Below are 21,790 nucleotides of genomic sequence, written 5' to 3' on the forward strand. Positions count from 1 at the left end.
CAAAAGTCCCCCCCCCGACCCGGCCCGCCTACGCGGGCCGGGTCACGCCTCAGAAGGTCAAGGTGCCCAGGCCCATCCCCGGATCACTGAAGCTCGGGCGGCCGTCTTCCAGGTGGCCGCTGAAGCGCCGCAAAAAGCCCTCCACACCCTGTGCGCTGACACTGAAGTCGTACCAGTTGCCGCTGCTGCGCAGCGAGTAGCGCACCTCGCGGCGCTGGCCCGGGGCGACGGTCAGGGTCTGGCTTTCGCCACGGTAGTAGACGTTGTCCTTCACGGTCATGCGCAGGGGCTTGAGGCCTCGGTTGACCAGCTGCACCACCAGCCTGCCGAACAGCGGGTCGTGGTCGATGCGCACTTCGGGCTGAGGCGCCCTGCGGTCGGCAGCCGCCACGCGCAGGTTGCCACGGAACACCCGCAGGAAGCCGTTGGGGCCATGCACTTCCAGGTGGTAGTCGCCGCTGGCGTCCCCCGTGAAGCGGTCATGCAGGCGCCGGTGGGCCCCGACCGTGTAGCGTTTCGGCGCGCGGACGCTGTCCAGCAGGTCATAGACCTGGAACACCGCGCCGGCCTTGCCGGTGTTGGCGAACGTCAGGCTCAGGGCTTCCTCGCGGACGCGATAGCGCGCGTGTACCGCCAGGTCGTAAGGCAAGGGGCGCGCACGGCGCAGGCCCATCTCTTGCTTGGGCATGGCGGCCACCGCTGGCGGTTTGGGCTTGGGCAGCTTCACCTGGCTGGCGACGATGGCGTCAGCCTGGCTGGTGTCCGGCAGCCCCGGGAGTGCCCCGGTGTCGGGATGGCTGAAGTCGAAGGCCGAGGTCAGGTCGCCACACACCGCACGGCGCCAGGGGCTGATGTTGGGCTCCATCACGCCGAAGCGCTGTTCGAGGAAGCGGATCACCGAGGTGTGGTCGAACACCTGGGAGTTGACCCAGCCGCCCTTGCTCCACGGCGAGATCACGTACATGGGCACGCGCGGGCCGAGGCCGTAGGGCTGGTTGTGGTAGCGGGTGTCGCCCAGGGTGTGCCATTCGAGGGTGGCGTCGGCGGTGGTCTTGCCGTGCAGCGTGCCGTCGGCGTTCAGGCTCGGCGCGGCAGGGGGTGCCATGTGGTCGAAGAAGCCGTCGTTCTCGTCGAACATCACCAGCAGCGCGGTCTTGCTCCACACCTCGGGGTTGGCGGTCAGCGCGTCCAGCACCCAGGCGGTGTATTCGGCGCCCCAGATCGGGCTCGACGGGCCGGGGTGCTCGGAATACTTGGCCGGCGCCACGATCCACGACACCTGCGGCAGCGTATTGGCCAGCACGTCGCGCTTCAGCGCATCCAGCTTCCAGGTGCTCAGACCGTTGACGATCAGCGGCGAGTCCGGCCCGGCCGCGCGGTACTGGCGGAAGCCGATCAGCGGGTTGTCGGAGAAGTTGTCCGCCATGTCCTGGTACACGCGCCAGCTGATGCCGGCGGCCTGCAGCCGTTCCGGGTAGGTGGTCCAGGTGTAGCCCTCTTCCACCGGGCCTTCGCTGTCGTGGTCGTTGGTGGTCACCGGGCCGCCGTGCTGGCCGAGTGCGTCGTTGGTGCCGGTCCAGAGGAACAGGCGGTTGGGGTTGGTGCCGCCCTGGAACGAGCAGTGGTACGCGTCACAGACCGTGAAGGCGTTGGCCAGGGCGAACTGGAAGGCGATGTCCTGCTCCTTGTAGTAGCCCAGGGAGCGCTCGGTCTTGGCCGGCAGCCACTTGTCCATGCGCCCCTCGTTCCAGGCCTGCTGGGCGTCGGGCCAGGTGTGCGGGGTGCCGTCCACGCGCTGGGCGCTGGTGGTGCGGGTGTCGAAGTGGTACGGCAGGACCTCGCCCTTGCTGCCCTTCTGGTGCCACACGCGCTGGCCGTCGGGCAGCGGGATCGGCACGCGGTCGCCGAAGCCGCGCACACCCTTGAGGGTGCCGAAATAATGGTCGAACGAGCGGTTCTCCTGCATCAGGATCACCACATGCTCGACGTCCTTGAGGTTGCCGTGGCGGCGGTGCGCGGGGATCGCCAGCGCCGCCTGGATGCTGGACGGCAGCAGGCTGCTGGCGACGGTGGCACCGACCGTGCCGGCCGCCAGCTGGATGAAGCTTCTTCTGCTTTTCGAAATCATCGGGGGAACTCACCAGGTCGTATGAGTGGCAAAAGGCTGCTGAGCGCTTCCATGACGCTGGCAGCGAGATGTTCGAACTCAGGCGACGCTAGTAACGGAAAAAGACGCTTTGGTTTCAGCGCGTCTTGCAACGCCCATCCATGCCAACCCCATCACGTTTCAACACCATGTTTTTGGTCTAGGCCAGCTTTTGCTTGACAGGCTCTGCCGACTGAACAGGTCCAAGATAGAGCGGTGGCTGAGATCGCCTTGCCAGTACGCAGCCTGCAGGTCGGGTGGTACAGACCAACGCCTTCAAAGGTGTCTGTCCTCTCCGGGTGTAGCAGTACATACAGGGTGAATGACGCTCTTTTCATCCACCCGGCGCAGTGGCTGGCAAGCACGCACGGTGGACCGATGAAGCGCGGCTCACCCTACGCCCTGCATCCGGTTGGGCGCTCAAGATTGACGCGTTGGATCATCCGATTGGCGTGGTCGGTCATGTCGGTGGCGCCGCTCTTGGGCACACTCGGGCTCATGGATCTTCACCCAGACTGAACCACTCGACCCGCAGGAGAGCACGATGTCCAGAGGCGCCCCCATTCCTCGCAACCCCGAGAACGACTACACCCGCGAGCAGGCCAGCCTGCGCCGTGACTTCATCAAGGAGCAGACCGGTGCCGCGCTGGACACGGTCGGCCAGTACGCCATCGACCCGGCTGTCACCCGCGGCAATATCGAGAACTTCATCGGCGTGGTGCAGATGCCCCTGGGGCTGGCCGGCCCGCTGCGGATAGAAGGCGAACATGCGCGCGGCGATTTCTACATCCCCATGGCCACCACCGAAGGCACGCTGCTGGCCAGCTACAGCCGGGGCATGCGCGCCATCAGTGCCTCCGGCGGGGTGAAGACCACGGTGGTCAAGCACTCCATGCAGCGGGCACCGGTGTTCTTCTTCGAGGACGCGCTGCAGGCCCGCGAATTCGGCGTCTGGCTGGTGCGCGAGTTCGAGGCGATCAAGGCGGCCAGCGAAACCACCACCCGCAGCGGCAAGCTGTTCGAGATCGAGCAGTACCCGGTGGCCAACATGCTCTACACCCGTTTCTGCTACACCACCGGCGATGCCGCCGGGCAGAACATGACCAGCAAGGCCACCTACGCAGCCTGCGAATGGATCAAGGCCAACCACCCGTTGCAGCCGCGCTACATCCTTTCCGGCGCCATCGACACCGACAAGAAGCACTCGGCCATGAACATGATCCAGACCCGGGGCAAGCGGGTGATCGCCGAGTTCACCCTCAAGCGCGAGGTGGCCCACGAGCTGCTGCGCGTCGAGCCCGCCAACCTCTACCGCTACCGGCAGATCGCCGCCGTGGGTGCCTTCCAGGCCGGTTCCGCGTACAGCGGCGCGCACTCGGCCAACGGGCTGGCGGCGATGTACATCGCCACCGGGCAGGACGCCGCCAACGTGGCCGAATCCCACGGCGGCATCACCTACGGGCAACTGCTGGAGAACGGCGACTACTACTGGTCGGTGACCCTGCCCGCGGTGATCTGCGCCACCCATGGCGGCGGCACCAACCTGCCGACCCAGCGGGAATGCCTGGAGCTGCTGGGCTGCCACGGTGCCGGCAAGGCGGACAAGCTGGCGGAGATCATCGCGGCCGTGGTACTGGCCGGCGATGTGTCCCTGACCTCGGCGATCCTGGCCGGCGACTGGGTCAGCAGCCACGAGGCGCTGGGGCGGAACCGCTGAGGGCGCAGGCCTGAGGAGCCTGGGAACTCGGTGAAGGTCACCTCACCGGGTTTCTCGAAACGCTCCATGGCGATTCATGGCAACTGCTGGGCAATACAGGGAGGTCAGGCAGTTTCGTCTTCAGGTTCCGGCGGCACCGGCTCGATGCGCCACGGGGCCTGGGCATCGTCCCGCGTCGCCTGCCAGCCGGGCTCGAGCCCGGCGAGTTCGGCCATGGAGGGATCCAGGTCGAGCACATGGCCAAGGCCGACGATGCACAGGTCTTCCAGGGCCTCGCTCTCGTTGTCGAGGAACTGCCAGCCGTGGTCGTCCTCGTCATGGACGACGTGAAGGATGTGCTTGCGTTTGTCGATCACGCTTTTCGAAACGATGGTCGCGCAGTTCGGCGGTTGGTCGAAGGGCCACATGGGGAGCCTGCCAGCAGAGTGGGAGCGCTGCAGTATGCCTGCCCAGCCACGACCGCACGAGGCGCGCCATCACGAATCCCCGACGTTCTTCCAGGGACGTTCTTCCAGGCAAGAAAAAGCCCGCCGAAGCGGGCTTTTCCATTTTCGCCATCAGCGTCCGCCGCCGTGGCTGTTCTGGCCACCCTTGCGGCCGGCCTCGGAGGCCTTCTCGCGGTCATTGGCGAAGTTGCCACCGCTGTTATGGCCGCCCTTGCGGCCGGCTTCGGAAGCTTTCTCGCGGTCGTTGGCGAAGTTGCCGGGGTTCTTGTTGGTGGTCATGTCTTCATCCTCTCTTGGCAGGCCGACGTTGGCCTCACAGAAGGTACGAACAGCCCCCTCGCGGATCGTTCTGAACGAATCGCGCTTCGCCGCGCTTGCTGCCCGACGAGCGGTGCCCGCTGATGGAGCGCTGATATCAAGCACCCCGCATCACCGGCCCGTGGTCAGGAACCTTGAACCCGTCCCGGCACCTCCGCTCCATACCTTCGTCATCCCGACATCAAGACGGAGACCACCCCGATGGAAAAGACCCGATCCCACCTGCTGGACTGGCTGCGTGATGCGCACGCCATGGAGCAACAGGCCGAGCAGATGCTCAAGGCGCAGTCCTCGCGGCTGGAGCACTACCCCGACCTCAAGGCCCGCATCGACCAGCACCTGGAGGAGACCCTGGGCCAGCAGAAGCTCCTGGAAGAAGCCCTGGCGCGCCTGGACAGCAGCCCGTCCACCCTCAAGGACATCGGCGGCAAGCTCATGGCCTTCGGCCAGGCCGTGGGCGGCATGACCGCCACCGACGAGGTGATCAAGGGCGCGATGGCCGGCTACGTGTTCGAGAACATGGAGATCGCCTCCTACACCGTGCTCATCGCCGCCGCCCAGGCCGCCGGTGACGTCGAGACCCAGCGTGCCTGCGAACGCATCCTGCCCCAGGAGGTGGCCATGGCCGACTGGCTGAGGGAGCACCTGCCGAGCCTCACCGAGGCCTTCCTGGCCCGCTCCGAAGCCCCCGAAACCCCGGCCAAGCGCTGAGCCCGGCTCGCCAACAGCCCACGACACGAGGAGACACGACATGAACCACGAGTACCAGAACGTCCACGGCATCGAACGCGCCCTGTCCCTGGGCACCGGGCTGGTGGCCCTGTGCACCGGCATCCACCGTGGCGGCACCGCCGGCACCCTCAAGGCCCTCACCGGCGCGCTGCTGCTGTGGCGCGGCACCACCGGCCACTGCGCCATGAAGGGCATGGTCACCAACCTGGAAGGCGAGCTGGAGTACCTGCGCCAGCGCATCGCCCGCCTGCGCGAGGCCCTGCCCAAGGTGGACAACGCCCAGGGCAAGGCACGCACGCCGACCGAGGCCAAGGTCGACAACGCCATCGAGGAAACCTTCCCCGCCAGCGACCCGATCTCGCCCTGACCTGCGAGGGCGCCCCACCCGGGGCGCCCCTTCGCCTAGGGTCGGAGGATCACCTTGCGACAGCCCTCCTCCTTCTTCTCGAACAGCCGATAGCCCTCTGCCGCCTCCGCCAGCGCCATGCGGTGGCTGATGATCACCTCCGGTTTCAGCGCGCCGGTCTGGATGTACTCCAGCAACGTGGGCAGCGTCGGGTGCACGTGGGTCTGGCCCATGCGGAAGGTCAGCCCCTTGTCGAAGGCGTCGCCTAACAGGAAGCCGTGCATGAAGCCGGCGTACACCCCGGGCACGCTCACCACCCCGCCCCGGCGCACCGCCGCGATGCACTGGCGCAGCGCGTAGCCGCTGCTGATCTCCAGCTTCAGCGTGGTCAGAATCGTTTCCGTGGTACTGCCCTTGGCCTCGAAGCCCACGGCATCGATCACCGCATCCACCCCCCTGAGCCCGGGTGTGTTCTCGATGATGGCCGCCGCCGGGTCGTCGATCCGCTCGAAATCGATGGGGATCACACCGTAGGTCTGGCGCGCGTACTCCAGGCGGTACGGGTGGTGATCGACCATGAAGATCAGCTCCGCCCCCAGCATCCGCGCGCAGGCGGCAGCCATCAGGCCCACGGGCCCGGCACCGAAGATCGCCAGGCTGCTGCCGGGGCCGATGCCGGCGTTGACCACCGCCTGGTAGCCGGTGGGCAGGATGTCGCTGAGGAACAGCACCTGCTCGTCGTCCAGTTCGTCCGGCACCTTGAAGGGCCCCACGTTGGCGCGGGGCACCCGTACCAGCTCGGCCTGGCCACCCGGCACACCCCCGTAGAGGTGGCTGTAGCCGAACAGCGCCGCACCCGGCGGGATCTGCTTCTTGTTGAGGATGGCGCCACGGCCGGTGTTGGTGGTCTCGCAGGCCGCGTGCAGGTTCAGCTGGCAGAAGAAGCAGCCGCCGCAGGCGATCACGAAGGGCACCACCACCCGGTCGCCCTTGCGCACGGCCGTTACCGCCGGGCCCGTCTCCTCGACAATGCCCATGAACTCGTGGCCGAAGATGTCGCCGTGCTTCACCTGGGGGATCTTGCCCCGGTAGAGGTGCAGGTCCGAACCGCAGATGGCGGTAGCGGTGACCCGCAGGATGATGTCGTCGGGCTGCTCGATCACGGGATCGGGCACCCGCTCGACGCGAACGTCGTGGCTGCCGTGGTAGGTCAAGGCCTGCATGGGGATTCTCCTGGTTGGGGGGCTACCCCTGTCGGAAAACCCGCCCGGGCGACTGTTCAGTGAATCGGGATGAACGGTCGGATGGGCCCGGAAGAGGCCGTCCGGGTCACCTGCGTCCCGCATGGGGCGCGGCTTTCCGACCGATGGTGTTTCGATACAGGAGTTGTACGGCGAAGGGCCATTGATAGCTAAATGCAACCCCAGGCGCCGTCGAATCTGTACAGCGCTTCGCCTGCGCCTTGCTGCGAGCCTTTCCCACCGATGACAAGGCCCTGCGCCATCATTTACAGCGCGTGCTCAGCCCCTAGTCTAGGAAGTCCGCACAGTGACCTTTTTGCTCGGAGGCTTCCCTTCCGTTGTTCTTCCGTCGCTGCACATTCGCCACCACCCTGCACCAGGGGATCCCATGTTCCTGAGCGAAATCAGTCGACTCTTCGAACTCAACATGCCCGGCTACAGCTGCAAGGCGATCCGCCAGGAGGATGGCTCGCTGTCCTGCCAGTTCACCGACCGCAACAGCCAGGCCACCATCACCATCACCGGGTTGACCACCGCCGAGGTGTGCACGCCTGAGGCCGTGGCCGACGTGAGCAAGAGCTTGCTGGAAGAAATTGCCTGCGCCACCGGTGACGTCCATTCCCTGCTCCCCCCGCTGGCATTGCCCCAGCGCTGGTAGCGTCCGTCCCGAGGCATGCGGGAGCCCGCCGGGCGGCGGGCTCCCAGGGAGGGTTACTCCCGGTCCTTGCCGCCGTGGCTGTTCTGGCCGCCCTTGCGGCCCGCCTCGGAGGCTTTCTCGCGGTCATTGGCGAAGTTGCCACCGCTGTTCTGGCCACCCTTGCGCCCCGCCTCGGCAGCGCGTTCCGGGTCATTGGCGAAGTTGCCGCCGCTGTTCTGGCCGCCCTTGCGCCCGGCTTCGGCAGCACGCTCGGGATCGTTGGCGAAGTTGCCACCGCTCACCTGGCCACCCTTTCGCCCGGCTTCGGCAGCGCGCTCCGGATCATTGGCGAAATTGCCGCCGCTGTTGTGGCCACCCTTGCGCCCCGCTTCGGAGGCTTTTTCACGGTCGTTGGCAAAGTTGCCCGGGTTGTTGTTCGACATGATGAATCTCCTGTGACAGGCAGGCCGGAATTGGCCTTGCAGAGGTTCTGAAACGGGCCGAAAGGAAGTGTTCGATCTTTTTAGGCTTCGCTAAGTCATTGAATGACAAGCGGTTATCGATGATTTCCAGGTGATATCAAGGCTCGCTACGACACCTGTACAACCCCGCTGCCGGTGGCAGCGGGGTTGTACAGGCAGGCCTCAGCGGGACTCCATGGTGGCGGCCTGGTTGCCACCCTCCTCGGCGATCTTGCTGAGCTTCTCGTCGGTGCTCTTCTCCTCGGCCAGGGTGTCCTTCAGCGGCCCGATGGCCTCCTTCAGCCCCAGGTGCTTGGCCATGGCGATCAGCGTGCCGTAGCTGGCGATCTCGTAGTGCTCCACCTTCTGCGCGGCACCGATCAGGCCGGCATCCAGCACCGGGCCCTTGTCGATCTCGTCGATGAGCTCCTTGCCCTCTTCCACCAGGCCTTCCATCGCGATGCACTTCACGCGCTTGAGCTTCAGCCCCAAGGCTTCCACCACCTGGTCGATACGCTCGATCTGGCCCTGGGTTTCCTCCAGGTGCGCCTGGAAGGCCTCGACGAGGATCGGGTTGCTGGCCGCACGGGCCATTTTCGGCAGAGCGCGGGTCAGTTGCTTCTCCGCGCTGTAGACGTCGGACAGTTCGTGGATGAACAGGTCTTGAACGGTTTTACGGGCCATGGGTTGCCTCCAGATGGTTTCGAGTCATGGGTCCGGGCCTCTCCAGAGGCCTCGGGAAAGTCGACTCGGGGGGTGGCAACCCGTTCCAGTTTTATCCCCGTGCGGTCACTGCGCGGGAATGATGGAGATCTTCCCGTTGCGCTCGACGATGGCGTAGCGGATCTGTTCCAGCCGCTCCAGGCCGTGCTTCTCGCGGGCGGCTTCGAGGATGTCCGCCTCGCGCAGGCGCGCCGCGTCCAACCGGCTCTTCAGGACCGCGCCGTGCTCCACCACGATCACCGGCGAGCCCTCCAGCCAGAGGTCGAGGCGCGGCCAGCGCCACTGCAGGCGGGTGAGTACCAGGTCGATGCTGATCAGCGTGACGATCACCAGCACCGCATTGGTGACCGAGAAATCGTCCCCCAGCAGCGCCTGCTGGGTGGCCTCGCCGATGATCAGCAGCAGCACGAAGTCGAAGATCGTGATCTCCGACAGGGAACGGCGGCCGGAGAACTTGAAGATCACCAGCAGAGCGAAGTAGATGGCGGCAGCGCGGAATACGGCGTCCATGGCGGGCTCCTCAGGGGTAGATGAACTGGCTGACCGGCACCTGCCGGTCACCCACGCGGACCTGGCTGCGGAACAGCCCCACGCCGTCGGCGCGCAGGGACAGGAACAGCCGCACCCGCCCCTGTTCGTCCGCCGTCACGTCCAGGGCCAGGCCGTTGCCCCCGGCGGTACGGCTTGCCGCCGGCTGCGGCTGCAGGCTTTCCAGGGTGGAGCCCTCCAGCAGCTCGCCGAGCAGTTCCACCCGGACCTTGGGGCCCACTCCATGCACGTCCACCACCAGGGTCGAGGTGGCCCCGTTGCGCAGGAAGCGTTGCCAGGTCACCTGCAGGCGCCCGTCCTCGGAAGCCGCCTCGGCATGGCTCAGCGGGCCCTTGGCGAACAGCCCGGCCACCGTGAGCAGCACCAGCGCCCCCAGTATCCAGACGCCCACCCGCTCCAGCGCCCACTGGCGCCGCTGCATGTGGAGGTTCTCCTGCACCGGGTAGTGGCGCTCCTGTTCATCGGACGGATCGAGGCGGGGCAGCATGGCGGCGCTCCTGGGTGATGGGCCTTGCTTCACAGACCCCGCGCCGTGCCGCCCGGTTCGAGTGATCGACGGCACCGCCCGGTCAGGAAACCGGAACCTCCGCCGCCAGCCCCTGCCAACCGCAGACACCCAGGCAACCGGAGACCACCATGCATATCCATCACCTCGACTGCGGCTGCATGTGCCCCCTGGGCGGGGCCCTCTACGACGGGTTCAGCACCGGTCTGCGTGCGCACCTGGTGTGCCACTGCCTGCTGCTGGAGACCGCCCACGACGGCCTGGTACTGGTGGACACCGGCTTCGGCCTGCGCGACATGCGCCAGCGCGGCGCCCGGCTCAGCGCCTTCTTCCGCCGGCTCAACAACATCCGCTACGACACCAGCCTCACCGCCGTGGCCCAGGTCCGCCGGCTCGGCTACCAACCCGACGACGTGCGCCACATCGTCCTCACCCACCTGGACTTCGACCACGCCGGCGGCCTGGAGGACTTCCCACGGGCCACCGTGCACCTGATGGAGCGCGAGCTGAAGAGCGCCGAGGCCAGCACCGGTTTCTTCGGCCGCCGGCGCTTCGTGCCCGAACAGTGGAAGCGCGTGAAGCGCTGGCAGATCTACCGCGAGCAGGGCGAGCAGTGGAACGGCTTCAATGCCGTGCGGACCCTGCGCGGGCTGGAAAGCGAACCCCTGTGCCTGCTGCCGCTGGCCGGGCACACCCTGGGCCATGCCGGGGTTGCGGTGCAGGGGCCCAACGGCTGGCTGCTGCACGCCGGCGACGCCTACTTCCACCGCGCCGAGGTTCGCCACGCCCAGCGGCATTGCCCGCCGGGCCTGCGCTTCTACCAGTGGATGATGGACACCGACGGCAGCGCCCGGCGGCGCAACCAGCAGCGCCTGCGCCACCTCTCCCTCAGCCGCCCGGACATCGAGCTGTTCTGCAGCCACGATGCCCTGGAGCTGAAGCGCCTGAAGCAACCGGCCTGACCCTCGGGCCAGGCCGGCACGGCACTACTTGCTGTGCTCCGGGGACGACGGGCCGCGGCCCAGGCCCCGGGGCCCGGCGATGCCCCAGTAGACCAGCCCCAGCACCGGGAACAACGAGATGCCCAGCGCCCACAGCGCCTTGGTTTCCACCGACTTGCTGCTGCGGAAGACGCTGATGATCGCCCACAGGTCGAGCAGGACCAGGATGCCGGCAACGGCGATCCAGAAGTACGTGACGGGATCGGACATGGGATGACCCTCCTCTGCTGAGTCCTGGTGTTTCGGGTCGCACGGGGCGGCCCGGGTTCAGACTTTCCGCCCCGGCGGCCTAGCCGTTGACCACCGTCCCGCCGTTCACGTGCAGCACCTGGCCGCTGACGTAGGAGGCATCCTCGCTGGCCAGGTACACGTAGGCCGGCGCCACCTCGGCCGGCTGCCCGGGGCGCCCCATGGGCGTGTCGGCGCCGAAGCGCGCCACCTGCTCGGCGGTGAAGGTGGAGGGGATCAGCGGCGTCCAGATCGGCCCCGGCGCCACCCCGTTCACGCGGATGCCCCGGCTCGCCAGGTTCAGCGCCAGGGAACGGGTGAAGGCGGTGATCGCCCCCTTGGTGGAGGAGTAGTCCAGCAGCGACGGGTTGCCCTTGTAGGCCGTGATGGAGGTGGTGTTGATGATGCTCGCCCCCTGCCCCATGTGCGGCAGCGCCGCCTTGGTGAGCTGGAACATGCCGAGGATGTTGGTGCGGAAGGTGCGCTCCCAGGTGGCTTCCTCCAGGGCCTCCAGGCCCTCGCAGGGATGCTGCTCGCCGGCGTTGTTCACCAGCACGTCGAGGCGCCCCCAGGTGTCCATCACGTCCGCCACCACCTGCCGGCAGAACTCGCCATCGGCCACGTCGCCGGCCCGGGTGATGACCTGGCCGCCCTGGCTCGCCACCGCCTCGGCGGTCTCGCGGGCGTCGTCCTCCTCGTCGAGGTAGACCAGCGCCACCTGGGCGCCCTCGGCAGCGAAATGCACCGCCACGGCGCGGCCGATGCCGCTGTCGCCACCGGTGATCAGTGCCACCTTGCCGGCCAGCTTGCCGGCGGCCTTGTAGCGTTCGGAGAAGTAATCCGGCAGCGGGTGCATGGCGCCCTCGCGGCCGGGCTGTTTGTCCTGGTGCTGGGGGGGAAGGGTCTGCTCGCTCATGGGGTTCTCCCTGTGGCCTGTGGTTGCTTCCGGCGGTCGCCGGGCGTTCACAGGGTGGGAAACCCCTCCCCGGCTTAGGTTCGACCTGTCTGGACGAACCGCCCGGGACATTCCCTTGAACTTGTCCGCGCCTGCCCGCTTCTACCGACCGTCATCACCCACCACGGAGACACCGCCATGACCCATCCCCTGAGACACCTGATGTTCGCCCTGCTCGCTGCCTTCGTCGCCTTCGGCGGCACCGCCCGAGCCGCCAACACCGTCGACCCGCAGGACTTCGTCGACCGCGCCTCCGAGTCCGGCATCGCCGAGGTGGAGGCCGGCAAGCTCGCCGAGAAGAAGGCCCAGCACCCGCAGGTCAAGGCCTTCGCCGAGATGATGGTCAAGGACCACACCGCCGCGAATGCCGAACTCAAGCAACTGGCCGCCACGCTGAAACTGAAGACCGCCGATGACGCCAGCCTGATGGAACAGGCCAAGGCCAAGCTGCTGGAGATGCGTGACGACTCCTTCGACAAGGCCTACGCCGAGAACCAGGTCAAGGCCCACCAGGAAGCCGTCGAGCTGTACCGCCAGGCCGCCCAGTCCGACCAGGCCCAGCTGCGCGACTTCGCCCAGAAGATCCTGCCCAAGCTGCAGGCCCACCTCGAGAAGGCCGAGAGCCTGGCCAAGGAGCTGGACGCCAAGCGCTGATCGCAGACCCCGGGCGCCCGCGCGGTTGCGGCGGGCGCCCCTCGCGCAAGAGGCCCCCGCCATGAACGACACCTACCGCTTCCAGACCTGCATCTCCGCCTGCAACGCCTGCGCCGCCGCCTGTGAAACCTGCGCCTCGGCCTGCCTCAGCGAGGAACATGCCCAGCAGATGACCCGCTGCATCCAGCTCTGCCGGGACTGCGCCGACCTCTGCCACCTGTGCGCCACGCTGATGATCCGCGGCAGCGAGTTCGCCCCCGGCCTGTGCCAGGTGTGCCACGCCGCCTGCACCGCCTGCGCCGAGGAGTGCCAGCAGCACAACAGCCAGCACTGCCAGGAGTGCGCCCAGGCCTGCCAGCGCTGCGCCGACGAGTGCGAACGCATGGCCGCCTGAAGCCCACCTGCAAGGAGTTCCCCATGAACGCCCAGCAACCGCATGCCCCGAGCACCGAAGAACCGATCCTCGACGACCCCGGCAACGAAGACCCGGGCTCCCAGCTCGACCGTGGCGACCCGCCGGTGGAACCGACGCCGCGCCAGGCCCCGCCCGAGGACGCGCCGCGTTGAGCCGCGCCCTCAGGCCTTGCGCCGGCGCGGCCGGCTGGCGTCGTCCTTCGCCGCCTTGGCCGGGGCACGCTTGCGCGGTGCCTTGGCCGGCTCGGCCTTCTCGGTCTTTTCCGGCTTTGCCCCCTTGCCGCCCAGGCTGCGTCGCAGCAGCTCGGTGAGGTCGATGATGTCCGCGCCCTGGGGCGCCTCCTCGTCCGGCCGTTCGACCCGCTCCACGTGGCCCTCCTGGGCCTTCTGTTCCACCAGGTCCATCACCTTCTCGGTGAAGGTGTCGCGGTAGTCATCCGGCTGCCAGTCCTGGGTCATGTCCTCGATCAGCCGCTTGGCCATCGCCAGCTCGCCCTTGGCCAGGGTCGGCTCGGTCACCTCGCTGCCCAGGTCGAGAATGCCCAGGCCCTTCACATCCGCCGGCCAGCGCAGCGTCACCAATACCAGCGCCGACTCCTGGGGCATCACCGCCGCCAGGTACTGGCGGGTGCGCAACACCACCTCCGCCAGGGCCACCTTGCCGCTGGCCGCCAGGGACTCGCGCAGCAGCGCATAGACCTTGCCACTGCGCCGGTCGGGGCTCAGGTAGTAGGGCGTGTCGATGTTCTGCAACGGGATCTGCCCGGCATCCACGAAGGCGAAGATGTCGATGGTCCGCGTCGCACGCGGGTGCGCCTGCTGGATCTCTTCCTCGCTCAGCACCACGTACTCGCCGGGGGCGTGCTCCACCCCCTTGACGATGTGCTCGCGGGGCACCTCCTTGCCGGTGACCTTGTTCACCCGGCGGTAGCCCACCGGCTCCATGGAGCGGTCGTCCAGCCAGTCGAAATCCACCCCGCCGGAGCTGCTGGCGGACACCAGGTCCACCGGGATGTGCACCAGCCCGAAGCTGATCGCCCCTTTCCAGATCGCGCGTGCCATGGGCTTCTCCTTCGTCATGCCGTCTTTCGATGACCGGCCCGCACGGCAGAAAGTTTCCCCTGGCGCAGGCGCCCGTGCCGCCCATCAAACACCCTGAACTCCCGGCGCGTACCGCTGCTCACAACCCAGGTACGGACGCGAAGGAGACACCGCCATGCGCCGCCTTCCCCTGCTCCTGCTGCTCGGCTGCCTGCCCGCCGGGCTCGCCCTTGCCGAGGGCTGCCACGTCAACAGCCGCACCTCCAGCGCGGCGGTCACCGGCATCGAGACCGAGAGCTGCTACGAATTCGTCGGCATGCCGGCAGAGGCGCTGGACTGGTCCTGCAGCAACGAGAGCAAGGACATGACCAGCACCCGCAAGCAGCGGGTCGCCCAGTGCCCCGGCGGCGAGCAGGCCCGCTGCGACGCCCCGCTGGACCAGGAGAGCCTGGCCAACCCACGCGCCAGTTCCCGTGGGCCGGACACGGCACGCCCGGCGGTGCCGAACGATGCCCGCGTGCTCACCCGCTACTACCAGATGACCGACCTCGGCCAGGTGCGCACCGATTGCGAGAAGAGCGGCGGCCGCTGGCAGGAGCAATGACATGGCCTGCCCTGCCGACGTGCGCCTGCTGCGCAGTGGTACCCCCCTGGCCGAGCACGAAGCCTGCGTGCAGCGCCTGCTCGGCGGACGCCTGGCGCGCCTGCTGGGCTGCCCCTTCGACCCCGCGCCCATCACCCAGGTCGAGGAGCCCGGGCGGCACTACCTGCTGCCCGACGACACCCTGGTGGGCCCGACCCAGCGTCACGGCCTGAGCCACATCGGGCAGCTCTTCGGCGGCTGGGTCGCCGAGCCCTTCATGGCCACCAAGGCCATCGGCCATCCCCTCGCGGGCCCTGGCGCCCAGGCGCCACGGGGCTGGTCCGACGCCTTCGCCGAACAGGCCGGGGATGCCGTGCTGGAGGGCTTCAGCGTGTTCAGCCCGGAGGACGCCCGGCGCGCCGGGCAGCGCCTGCTGGAACGCGGCCCGCTGCGGGCCAAACCGGTGCGCGCCAAGGCCGGGCGCGGCCAGCAGGTGATCCGCCAGCTGGCGGAACTGGACGCCCTGATGGCGCAGCTGCCGACCGATGAACTGGCCACCTGGGGCCTGGTGCTGGAAGAGCAACTGGAGGACGTGGCGACCTACAGCGTCGGCCAGGTGGAGGTGAACGGCCTGCTGGCCAGCTACCACGGCGTGCAGCACCTGACCCGCGACGGCGCCGGCGAGCCGGTCTACGGCGGCTCGGACCTGTACCTGGTGCGCGGCGGCTACGACGCGCTGCTGGCCGAGCCGCTGCCGGCCTCGATACGCCTGGCGGTGCAACAGGCCCGGCGCTACGAAGAGGCCGCCCTGCACAGCTACCCCGACCTGCTCGCCTCGCGCCGCAACTACGACGTGGCGCGCGGGCGCAATGCCGAAGGCCAGTGGCGCTCCGGGGTGCTGGAGCAATCCTGGCGGGTGGGCGGAGCCAGTGCGGCGGAGGTCTTCGCCCTGGAACTGTTCGACGCGGAGCCGGCGTGCCGGCGGGTCCACGCCCGCACCCGGGAAACCTATGGCGAGCCCCGGGTGCCGGCCGACGCCTGGGTGCTCTTCGACGGCGAGGTGCCCGGGCTGGGGCGCCTGTGCAAATACGTGGAGGTAATCGCTGATGACCGCCCATAGCCAGGCCCTGGAAATCATCGTCGAGGGCCAGCCCCTGTGCGGCACCCTGCTCTCCCCCGAGGCCCGCGTGCCGGGCATCCTCTTCGTCCACGGCTGGGGCGGCAGCCAGCAACGCGACCTGGCGCGGGCCAAGGGCATCGCCGGGCTCGGCTGCGTGTGCCTGACCTTCGACCTGCGCGGCCACGAGCGCACCGCCGAGGCCAAGGCCAGCGTCACCCGCGAGCAGAACCTGGCCGACATCCTCGCGGCCTACGACCGGCTGGCGGCACACCCGGCGGTCAACCCCGAGGCCATCGCGGTGATCGGCAGCAGCTACGGCGGCTACCTGGCCACCTTCCTCACCACCCGACGCCCGGTGAAGTGGCTGGCCCTGCGGGTGCCGGCCCTGTACTGGGACGAGGAATGGGACCGCCCCAAGCAGTCCCTCGACGTGGCCCGCCTGGCGCGCTACCGGCGCCTGCCCTGGAACCCCGACGAAAACCTCGCGCTGAAGGCCTGCGCCGCCTTCACCGGCGACGTGCTGCTGGTGGAGTCGGAGCACGACAGCTACGTCCCGCACATGACGCTGATGAGCTACCGCGCTGCCTTCGAGCAGGCCCACTCCCTCACCCATCGCATCCTCGATGGCGCCGACCACGCCCTCAGCGAGGACCATCACCAGCAGGCCTATACGCGCATCCTCACCAACTGGATCAGCGAGATGGTCATCGGTGCCCGCGTCGGCGCCTACCCGCACCACTCTTCCCGCTACTCCTGAGCATGGTCGGCACCGCCTGCGTCTCGCGAAAGCCACGATCCGCCCTTGCGGAGACTCCAGGGTGAGCTTCCAGCAGTGGCTGCTGGTCCTGGGCGGCCTGCTGCTGATCCTCGGGCTGGCCTCTGCCTACGTGCGCCTGCTGCCGATCACCACCTCGGCCCTGTACCTGGGCTTCGGGCTGCTGATCGGCCCCCTGGGGCTGGGCCTCTGGCAGCAGGACCTGCCCCAGGTTCGCACCTGGCTCGGGCACCTGGTGGAGGTGGCCGTGCTGGTGTCGCTGTTCCTCGCCGGGTTGCGCCTGCGCCTGCCGTTGAATGCCCGCCAGTGGCGCCCGGCCTGGCTGCTGGCCGGGCCGGTGCTGGTGGCCACCGTGCTGGTGTTCGCGCTCCTGCTGCAGGCGCTGCTGGGCCTGGACTTCGGCTTCTGCCTGCTGCTGGCGGCGATCCTCTCGCCCACTGACCCGGTGCTGGCCAACCTGATCCAGGTGAACCACGCCAGCGACACCGACCCGATGCGCTTCGCCCTCACCGGCGAGGCCGGGCTGAACGACGGCATCGCCTTCCCCTTCGTGATGCTGGGCCTGTTGTTCCTCCAGGGCTCCGGCCTGCCCGGGCAGGCCACCTGGCTGCACTGGCTGGCCAACGACGTGCTCTGGGCGGTGCCGGTGGGGCTGCTGGTGGGGTTCGGCTTCGGCCGCGCGGTGGGGCGCGGGGTGATCCGCCTGCGCGCCCGCCACACCGAGACCGCCGTGTCGCCGAACGATTTCATCGCCCTGGCGGTGATCGCCCTGTCCTACGTGCTGGCCGAGGCGCTGGGCGGCTGGGGCTTTCTCAGCACCTTCGCCGCCGGGCTCGGCATGCGCCACGCCGAAGCCCGCGCCAGCGGCCCGGTGCCGGCCGAGGAGTCGGCGCGCCAGGGCGAGTTGCGCGAGGACAGCCACACCCAGGCGCTGATCGAGTTCGGCGAGGACCCGGCGCGCCACCCGCAGATCGCCGCCAGCGCGTTGATGGTGGACATCCAGGCCTTCGGCAACCTGCTCGAACGCATCCTCGAAGTGCTGCTGGTGACGGTGCTCGGTGCCCTGCTCGCCCAGCACTGGCGCTGGGAAGCGGTGCCGGTGGCGTTGCTGCTGTTCGTCGGCGTGCGCCCGCTGATGGTGGCGCTGCTGCTGGGTCGCCACGGCATTCCCCGGTCCCAGCGGTACCTGGTGGGCTGGTTCGGCATACGCGGCATCGGCAGCCTGTACTACCTGTGCTTCGCCCTGGCCCATGCGCCCCGGGCGCTGGACCAGGACCGCCTCGGCGACCTGGTGCTGAGCGTGGTGGCGCTGAGCATCCTGCTCCACGGGTTGTCGATCCAGCCGCTGCTCAAGCGCTTCCACCCCGATCCCTGACCGCTCGCGAAGCGACCTGAACCTTCCGCCCCGCCGGCCACTCCCCTGCACAGGAGGACCTGCCATGAGCGACGCCCTGAACGACTACGCCCGCAAGCGCGACTTCGACGCCACCCCCGAGCCCGGCACCTCCGCGCGCCGGCGCGGCAACAAGAAGGCGGCCGGGCACGCGCTGCGCTACTGCATCCAGAAGCACGATGCGACGCGCCTGCACTACGACTTCCGCCTGGAGCTGGAGGGCACCCTGAAGAGCTGGGCGGTGCCCAAGGGCCCGAGCCTGGACCCGGCCGCCCGGCGTCTGGCCATCCACGTGGAGGATCACCCGCTGGACTACGCCGACTTCGAAGGCCACATCCCCGAGGGTCACTACGGCGCGGGCGATGTGATCGTCTGGGACCGGGGCGTGTGGATTCCCCAGGGCGACCCGGTGGCCGGCTACCGTGCCGGGCGCCTGCGCTTCGAGCTGCAGGGCGAGAAGCTCGCCGGCCAGTGGAACCTGGTGCGCACCCAGCTGCCGGGCAAGCAGGAGCAATGGTTCCTGATCAAGCACCGGGACGCGGCGGCCCACCCCGAGAGCGAGCTGAGCATCACCGAATCACGCCCGGACAGCGTGCTCAGCGAGCGCCGCCTGGTGCCCCGCGAGGCCAGGACCCAGGCCCCGCGCACCCGGCGCAAGGCGGCCAAGCCCAAGGCCGCCGCCCTGCCCGCGCAGCTCAAGCCGCAGCTGGCCACCCTGGTGGACCGTCCACCGGCCGGGGACTGGCACTACGAGGTGAAGTTCGACGGCTACCGCCTGCTGGCCCGCCTCGATCACGGCCAGGTGCAGCTGTTCACCCGCAACGGCCATGACTGGACCGCCCGCCTGCCGGCCCAGGCCCGGGCCCTGTCACGCCTCCCGGTGGACGAGGCCTGGCTGGACGGCGAAGTGGTGGTGATGGACGAGGACGGCCAGCCCGACTTCCAGGCCCTGCAGAACGCCTTCGAGGTGGGCCGCAGCGAGGCGGCGCTGTACTACCTCTTCGACCTGCTGCACCTCAACGGCAGCGACCTGCGCGAGACGCCGCTGGAGCAGCGCCGGGAAGCCCTGGCGCAGCTGCTGGAGCCGCTCGACGAGGACGGTCTGCTGCGCTATTCCCAGTCCTTCACGGAACCCGCCGAGGCGGTGCTCGACAGCGCCTGCCGGCTGGGCCTGGAGGGCCTGATCGGCAAGCGCGCCGGCAGCCTCTACGCGGGCCGGCGCAGCAGCGACTGGATCAAGCTCAAGTGCAAGCGCCGGCAGGAATTCGTCATCGTCGGCTACACCGAGCCCAAGGGCAGCCGCTCGCATTTCGGTGCCCTGCTGCTGGCGCTGCACGATGCCCACGGCGAACTGCGCTACGCCGGCAAGGTGGGCACCGGCTTCGACCAGGCCGTGCTCGCCCGCGTGCATGCCCGGCTCAAGACCTTGGAGACACGCCAGCCGGCCTGCTCCCAGCCGCCGCGCGGGGCCGAGGCGCGCGGCGTGCACTGGCTGCGTCCGGAGGTGCTGGCGGAAGTGGCCTTCGCCGAGATGACCCGTGAAGGCATCGTGCGCCAGGCGGTGTTCAAGGGCCTGCGGGAGGACAAGCCGGCCCGCGCCATCACCCGCGACGAGCCCGTCGCCGCCCAGCGCCTGCAGGGCGAGGAGACGGCCAATTCGGCGGCCGTGCGCATCACCCACCCGCAGCGGGTGATCGACCCGGCCAGCGGCCTGACCAAGGGCGATGTGGCCCGGTACTACGAAACCATCGCCCCCTGGCTGCTGCCGCACCTGGCCCAGCGCCCGGTGGCCCTGCTGCGGGTGCCGGAAGGCATCGAGGGCGAGCAGTTCTTCCAGAAGAACCCGGGCAGCCTGGGCACCCAGGCCATCGGCGTGCTGGACAAGGCCCGCGCCGGCCAGCCGGGCCTGCTGCTGGACAGCCCCGAGGCGCTGCTCGGCGCCGTGCAGATGGGCACCCTGGAGCTGCACACCTGGAATGCCACCACCGCCGACCTGGCGCACCCCGACCGCTTCGTGCTGGACCTCGACCCGGACCCGGCCTTGCCCTGGAAGACCATGCTGGAGGCCACCGAGCTGACCCTGGCGGTGCTGGACGAACTGGGCCTGCGGGCCTTCCTCAAGACCAGCGGCGGCAAGGGCGTGCACCTGATCGTGCCCCTGGCTCCGAAGCACGACTGGGACACGGTGAAAGCCTTCAGCCAGGGCATCACCCAGCACATGGCGCGCAACCTGCCCCAGCGCTTCGCGGCCAAGTCCGGCCCGCGCAACCGGGTCGGGCGCATCTTCATCGACTACCTGCGCAATGGCGCCGGCGCCACCACCGTCTGCGCCTACTCCCTGCGGGCGCGGGAGGGGCTGCCGGTATCGGTGCCGGTGGGCTTCGAAGAGCTGGCGACGCTCAGGAATGCCCAGGCCTGGTCCCTGCTCACCCTGCACAAGCGCCTGGACGACCTGGGCGAAGACCCCTGGCGGGACCTGCCCGGTACCCGCCAGCGCCTGACCGTGGCGATGCGCCGCAAGCTGGGCCTGGCCTAGCCGGGCTCAGCTGTGCACGCACCAGTTGACCGCCTCGGTGGGCATGCCGAGGCAGTCCACCTCGTGGATCAGCCCGGCGGCCAGGGCCTCGTCGACGTTGAAGATCTTCGGCGCGGCGGTCAGGCAGGCCAGCACGTCGATGGGCACGCGGGCGCCGTCGGTACGTGCCTGGACGATGGCGTCGTACAGGTGCAGGTCGTAGTCCAGGCTCATGGCGTACTCGGACATGCGCGCATGGTCCACCGCGCCGTTGAGGGTCCAGTGGAAGGGGTGGAACAGGAACTTGCTGTACGGGCAGGCCGTGCGCCGCTCCCCGGCCAGGAAGATGATGTTGCCCATGGATTCCACCGTGCCCAGGTTGTGGGTCTTCACCGGCACCGGCAGCGAGACGAGGAAGTTGTACAGGGAGAACCCGTAGCTGCATTCCCCACCCATGGTGGCGATCTTGATGATCAGTTCGTCCGCCCCCTGCTGGATCGCCTGGGAGCATTTGTCGATCAGCTGGCCGCACGTGTGCGAGTTGATCGGCGCCGTGAAGTGCACCACATGGCTTCTCATCCCGTCCTCCTCCGCAGTCGCCCCGCATCCACGCGGGTTCGCTGCCGTCCCGGCCCGGACCGCGCGTCCGGGCCCCTTCTGGATGGAGTGACACGGGTCGCCCAGGGTTCCCCCCAATTGGCCGCCGGGCCGGGGCACCGTGCGCAGGTGGCTGGCGGAAGCGGCGCGATGCACGCAAAATGCATAGCGCTATTAACTAATTCTGCCGAGTGAGACCCCATGGCCCGACGTGCCGCCACCCCCGCCGACGCTGCAATCGAAACCGCAGAGCCCGCTGTGCTCGACACTTCCCTGGATGAACTGATTGGCTACGCCATGCGCCGCGCCCAGCTGAAGGTCTTCCAGCACCTGGTGAACAAGCTGGCGGTGCATGACCTGCGCCCGGCGCAGTTCTCGGCGATGGCGATCATCGACCAGAACCCGGGGCTGATGCAGGCGGACCTGGCCCGTGCCCTGGCCATCGAGCCGCCGCAACTGGTGCCCTTGCTGAACAAGCTGGAAGCCCGTGCGCTGGCGGTGCGGGTGCGCTGCAAGCCGGACAAGCGCTCCTACGGGATCTTCCTCAGCAAGACCGGCGAGCAGCTGCTGAAGGACCTCAAGCAGGTCGCGGCAGAAAGCGACATCGAGTCCACCAGTGCCCTGAACGACGCCGAGCGGGACACCCTCCTGCAGCTGCTGCGCAAGGTCTATCGCGGCAGCTGATGCAGCGCC

26 protein-coding genes are annotated in these 21,790 nt (G+C 68.7%); 14 read left to right on the forward strand and 12 right to left on the reverse strand.

What is annotated here, in order from left to right; genetic code table 11:
- Positions 1-49 precede the first annotated feature (49 nt).
- Positions 50-2,128 carry a phosphocholine-specific phospholipase C gene (locus tag BM198_RS16435; RefSeq protein WP_074971373.1) on the reverse strand — a complete coding sequence of 693 codons (2,079 nt, stop codon included), beginning with the start codon at positions 2,126-2,128 and terminating at the stop codon, positions 50-52.
- A 562-nt stretch (positions 2,129-2,690) separates the two neighbouring features.
- On the opposite strand from BM198_RS16435, the gene BM198_RS16440 reads away from it, so the two are divergent.
- Positions 2,691-3,863: a hydroxymethylglutaryl-CoA reductase gene (locus BM198_RS16440; RefSeq protein ID WP_074971374.1), complete on the forward strand. Its 1,173-nt coding sequence runs from the start codon at positions 2,691-2,693 to the stop codon at positions 3,861-3,863.
- 104 nt (positions 3,864-3,967) lie between these two features.
- On the opposite strand, the gene BM198_RS16445 is transcribed toward BM198_RS16440, so the two are convergent.
- Both BM198_RS16445 and BM198_RS16450 read right to left on the reverse strand, forming a co-directional pair.
- Positions 3,968-4,219, reverse strand: a complete 252-nt coding sequence (locus tag BM198_RS16445; protein ID WP_167368473.1) for a hypothetical protein — start codon at positions 4,217-4,219, stop codon at positions 3,968-3,970.
- Positions 4,220-4,420: 201 nt separating this feature from the next.
- On the reverse strand, positions 4,421-4,588 hold the full coding sequence (locus BM198_RS16450) for a con-10 family general stress protein (RefSeq protein ID WP_044402948.1): 168 nt from the start codon (positions 4,586-4,588) through the stop codon (positions 4,421-4,423).
- Between the two features lie 240 nt (positions 4,589-4,828).
- Here BM198_RS16450 and BM198_RS16455 point away from each other — a divergent pair, with 240 nt between their 5' ends.
- A complete protein-coding gene (locus tag BM198_RS16455; RefSeq protein ID WP_044402951.1) occupies positions 4,829-5,338 on the forward strand; it encodes a ferritin-like domain-containing protein in 510 nt (169 codons plus the stop codon).
- Positions 5,339-5,378: 40 nt separating this feature from the next.
- Positions 5,379-5,726, forward strand: coding sequence for a YgaP family membrane protein (locus BM198_RS16460; RefSeq protein WP_074971376.1), 348 nt, complete (start codon positions 5,379-5,381; stop codon positions 5,724-5,726).
- 35 nt (positions 5,727-5,761) lie between these two features.
- Here the strand turns inward: BM198_RS16460 and BM198_RS16465 are convergent, their stop codons facing one another.
- Positions 5,762-6,928, reverse strand: coding sequence for a zinc-dependent alcohol dehydrogenase (locus tag BM198_RS16465; RefSeq protein ID WP_074971377.1), 1,167 nt, complete (start codon positions 6,926-6,928; stop codon positions 5,762-5,764).
- Between the two features lie 406 nt (positions 6,929-7,334).
- Here BM198_RS16465 and BM198_RS16470 point away from each other — a divergent pair, with 406 nt between their 5' ends.
- Positions 7,335-7,604 (forward strand): hypothetical protein, encoded by a 270-nt coding sequence (locus BM198_RS16470; protein ID WP_074971378.1) that lies wholly within the window; start codon positions 7,335-7,337, stop codon positions 7,602-7,604.
- 53 nt (positions 7,605-7,657) lie between these two features.
- Here the strand turns inward: BM198_RS16470 and BM198_RS16475 are convergent, their stop codons facing one another.
- From BM198_RS16475 to BM198_RS16490, 4 genes are all read right to left on the reverse strand, one after another.
- Positions 7,658-8,026 carry a con-10 family general stress protein gene (locus tag BM198_RS16475; RefSeq protein WP_074971379.1) on the reverse strand — a complete coding sequence of 123 codons (369 nt, stop codon included), beginning with the start codon at positions 8,024-8,026 and terminating at the stop codon, positions 7,658-7,660.
- A gap of 201 nt (positions 8,027-8,227) precedes the next feature.
- Positions 8,228-8,728 carry a YciE/YciF ferroxidase family protein gene (locus BM198_RS16480; RefSeq protein WP_074971380.1) on the reverse strand — a complete coding sequence of 167 codons (501 nt, stop codon included), beginning with the start codon at positions 8,726-8,728 and terminating at the stop codon, positions 8,228-8,230.
- Positions 8,729-8,833: 105 nt separating this feature from the next.
- Entirely contained in the window at positions 8,834-9,277 is a 444-nt protein-coding gene (locus BM198_RS16485; protein ID WP_044402967.1) for a DUF421 domain-containing protein, read from the reverse strand.
- Positions 9,278-9,287: 10 nt separating this feature from the next.
- The gene (locus tag BM198_RS16490; protein ID WP_074971381.1) at positions 9,288-9,803 is read right to left on the reverse strand and encodes a hypothetical protein; all 516 of its coding nucleotides are present in this window, start codon (positions 9,801-9,803) and stop codon (positions 9,288-9,290) included.
- Between the two features lie 149 nt (positions 9,804-9,952).
- Here BM198_RS16490 and BM198_RS16495 point away from each other — a divergent pair, with 149 nt between their 5' ends.
- Positions 9,953-10,783: an MBL fold metallo-hydrolase gene (locus BM198_RS16495; RefSeq protein ID WP_044402973.1), complete on the forward strand. Its 831-nt coding sequence runs from the start codon at positions 9,953-9,955 to the stop codon at positions 10,781-10,783.
- 24 nt (positions 10,784-10,807) lie between these two features.
- On the opposite strand, the gene BM198_RS16500 is transcribed toward BM198_RS16495, so the two are convergent.
- Both BM198_RS16500 and BM198_RS16505 read right to left on the reverse strand, forming a co-directional pair.
- Complete coding sequence (locus tag BM198_RS16500; RefSeq protein WP_044402976.1) at positions 10,808-11,032, reverse strand: PLD nuclease N-terminal domain-containing protein; 225 nt, start codon at positions 11,030-11,032, stop codon at positions 10,808-10,810.
- Positions 11,033-11,111: 79 nt separating this feature from the next.
- Entirely contained in the window at positions 11,112-11,966 is an 855-nt protein-coding gene (locus BM198_RS16505) for an SDR family oxidoreductase (protein WP_074971382.1), read from the reverse strand.
- A gap of 177 nt (positions 11,967-12,143) precedes the next feature.
- Between BM198_RS16505 and BM198_RS16510 the strand changes: the two genes are divergently transcribed.
- The 3 genes from BM198_RS16510 to BM198_RS30185 all read left to right on the forward strand — a co-directional run bounded on the left by BM198_RS16510 (position 12,144) and on the right by BM198_RS30185 (position 13,226).
- Positions 12,144-12,659: a DUF4142 domain-containing protein gene (locus BM198_RS16510; protein WP_074971383.1), complete on the forward strand. Its 516-nt coding sequence runs from the start codon at positions 12,144-12,146 to the stop codon at positions 12,657-12,659.
- A 61-nt stretch (positions 12,660-12,720) separates the two neighbouring features.
- The gene (locus BM198_RS16515) at positions 12,721-13,053 is read left to right on the forward strand and encodes a four-helix bundle copper-binding protein (protein ID WP_074971384.1); all 333 of its coding nucleotides are present in this window, start codon (positions 12,721-12,723) and stop codon (positions 13,051-13,053) included.
- Positions 13,054-13,076: 23 nt separating this feature from the next.
- Entirely contained in the window at positions 13,077-13,226 is a 150-nt protein-coding gene (locus BM198_RS30185) for a hypothetical protein (protein WP_167368474.1), read from the forward strand.
- 9 nt (positions 13,227-13,235) lie between these two features.
- Here BM198_RS30185 and ku read toward each other — a convergent pair whose 3' ends face one another.
- A complete protein-coding gene (gene ku / locus BM198_RS16520; RefSeq protein WP_074971385.1) occupies positions 13,236-14,135 on the reverse strand; it encodes a non-homologous end joining protein Ku in 900 nt (299 codons plus the stop codon).
- 154 nt (positions 14,136-14,289) lie between these two features.
- Between ku and BM198_RS16525 the strand changes: the two genes are divergently transcribed.
- From BM198_RS16525 to ligD, 5 genes are all read left to right on the forward strand, one after another.
- A complete protein-coding gene (locus BM198_RS16525) occupies positions 14,290-14,718 on the forward strand; it encodes a hypothetical protein (protein WP_074971386.1) in 429 nt (142 codons plus the stop codon).
- Between the two features lies 1 nt (position 14,719).
- The gene (locus BM198_RS16530) at positions 14,720-15,817 is read left to right on the forward strand and encodes a DUF3182 family protein (protein ID WP_074971387.1); all 1,098 of its coding nucleotides are present in this window, start codon (positions 14,720-14,722) and stop codon (positions 15,815-15,817) included.
- The gene (locus BM198_RS16535) at positions 15,804-16,574 is read left to right on the forward strand and encodes an alpha/beta hydrolase family protein (protein WP_074971388.1); all 771 of its coding nucleotides are present in this window, start codon (positions 15,804-15,806) and stop codon (positions 16,572-16,574) included. The genes BM198_RS16530 and BM198_RS16535 overlap by 14 nt, the downstream gene beginning before the upstream one ends.
- Before the next feature lie 61 nt (positions 16,575-16,635).
- Positions 16,636-17,967 (forward strand): cation:proton antiporter, encoded by a 1,332-nt coding sequence (locus BM198_RS16540; protein WP_074971389.1) that lies wholly within the window; start codon positions 16,636-16,638, stop codon positions 17,965-17,967.
- A 64-nt stretch (positions 17,968-18,031) separates the two neighbouring features.
- Complete coding sequence (ligD, locus tag BM198_RS16545; RefSeq protein ID WP_074971390.1) at positions 18,032-20,521, forward strand: DNA ligase D; 2,490 nt, start codon at positions 18,032-18,034, stop codon at positions 20,519-20,521.
- Positions 20,522-20,527: 6 nt separating this feature from the next.
- Here the strand turns inward: ligD and BM198_RS16550 are convergent, their stop codons facing one another.
- On the reverse strand, positions 20,528-21,079 hold the full coding sequence (locus BM198_RS16550) for an ATP-dependent Clp protease proteolytic subunit (protein ID WP_044403002.1): 552 nt from the start codon (positions 21,077-21,079) through the stop codon (positions 20,528-20,530).
- A 219-nt stretch (positions 21,080-21,298) separates the two neighbouring features.
- Here BM198_RS16550 and BM198_RS16555 point away from each other — a divergent pair, with 219 nt between their 5' ends.
- The gene (locus BM198_RS16555) at positions 21,299-21,781 is read left to right on the forward strand and encodes a MarR family winged helix-turn-helix transcriptional regulator (RefSeq protein WP_074971391.1); all 483 of its coding nucleotides are present in this window, start codon (positions 21,299-21,301) and stop codon (positions 21,779-21,781) included.
- Positions 21,782-21,790 lie beyond the last annotated feature (9 nt).

This window comes from Metapseudomonas otitidis, from assembly GCF_900111835.1.
Taxonomy (GTDB): Bacteria; Pseudomonadota; Gammaproteobacteria; order Pseudomonadales; family Pseudomonadaceae; genus Metapseudomonas; species Metapseudomonas otitidis.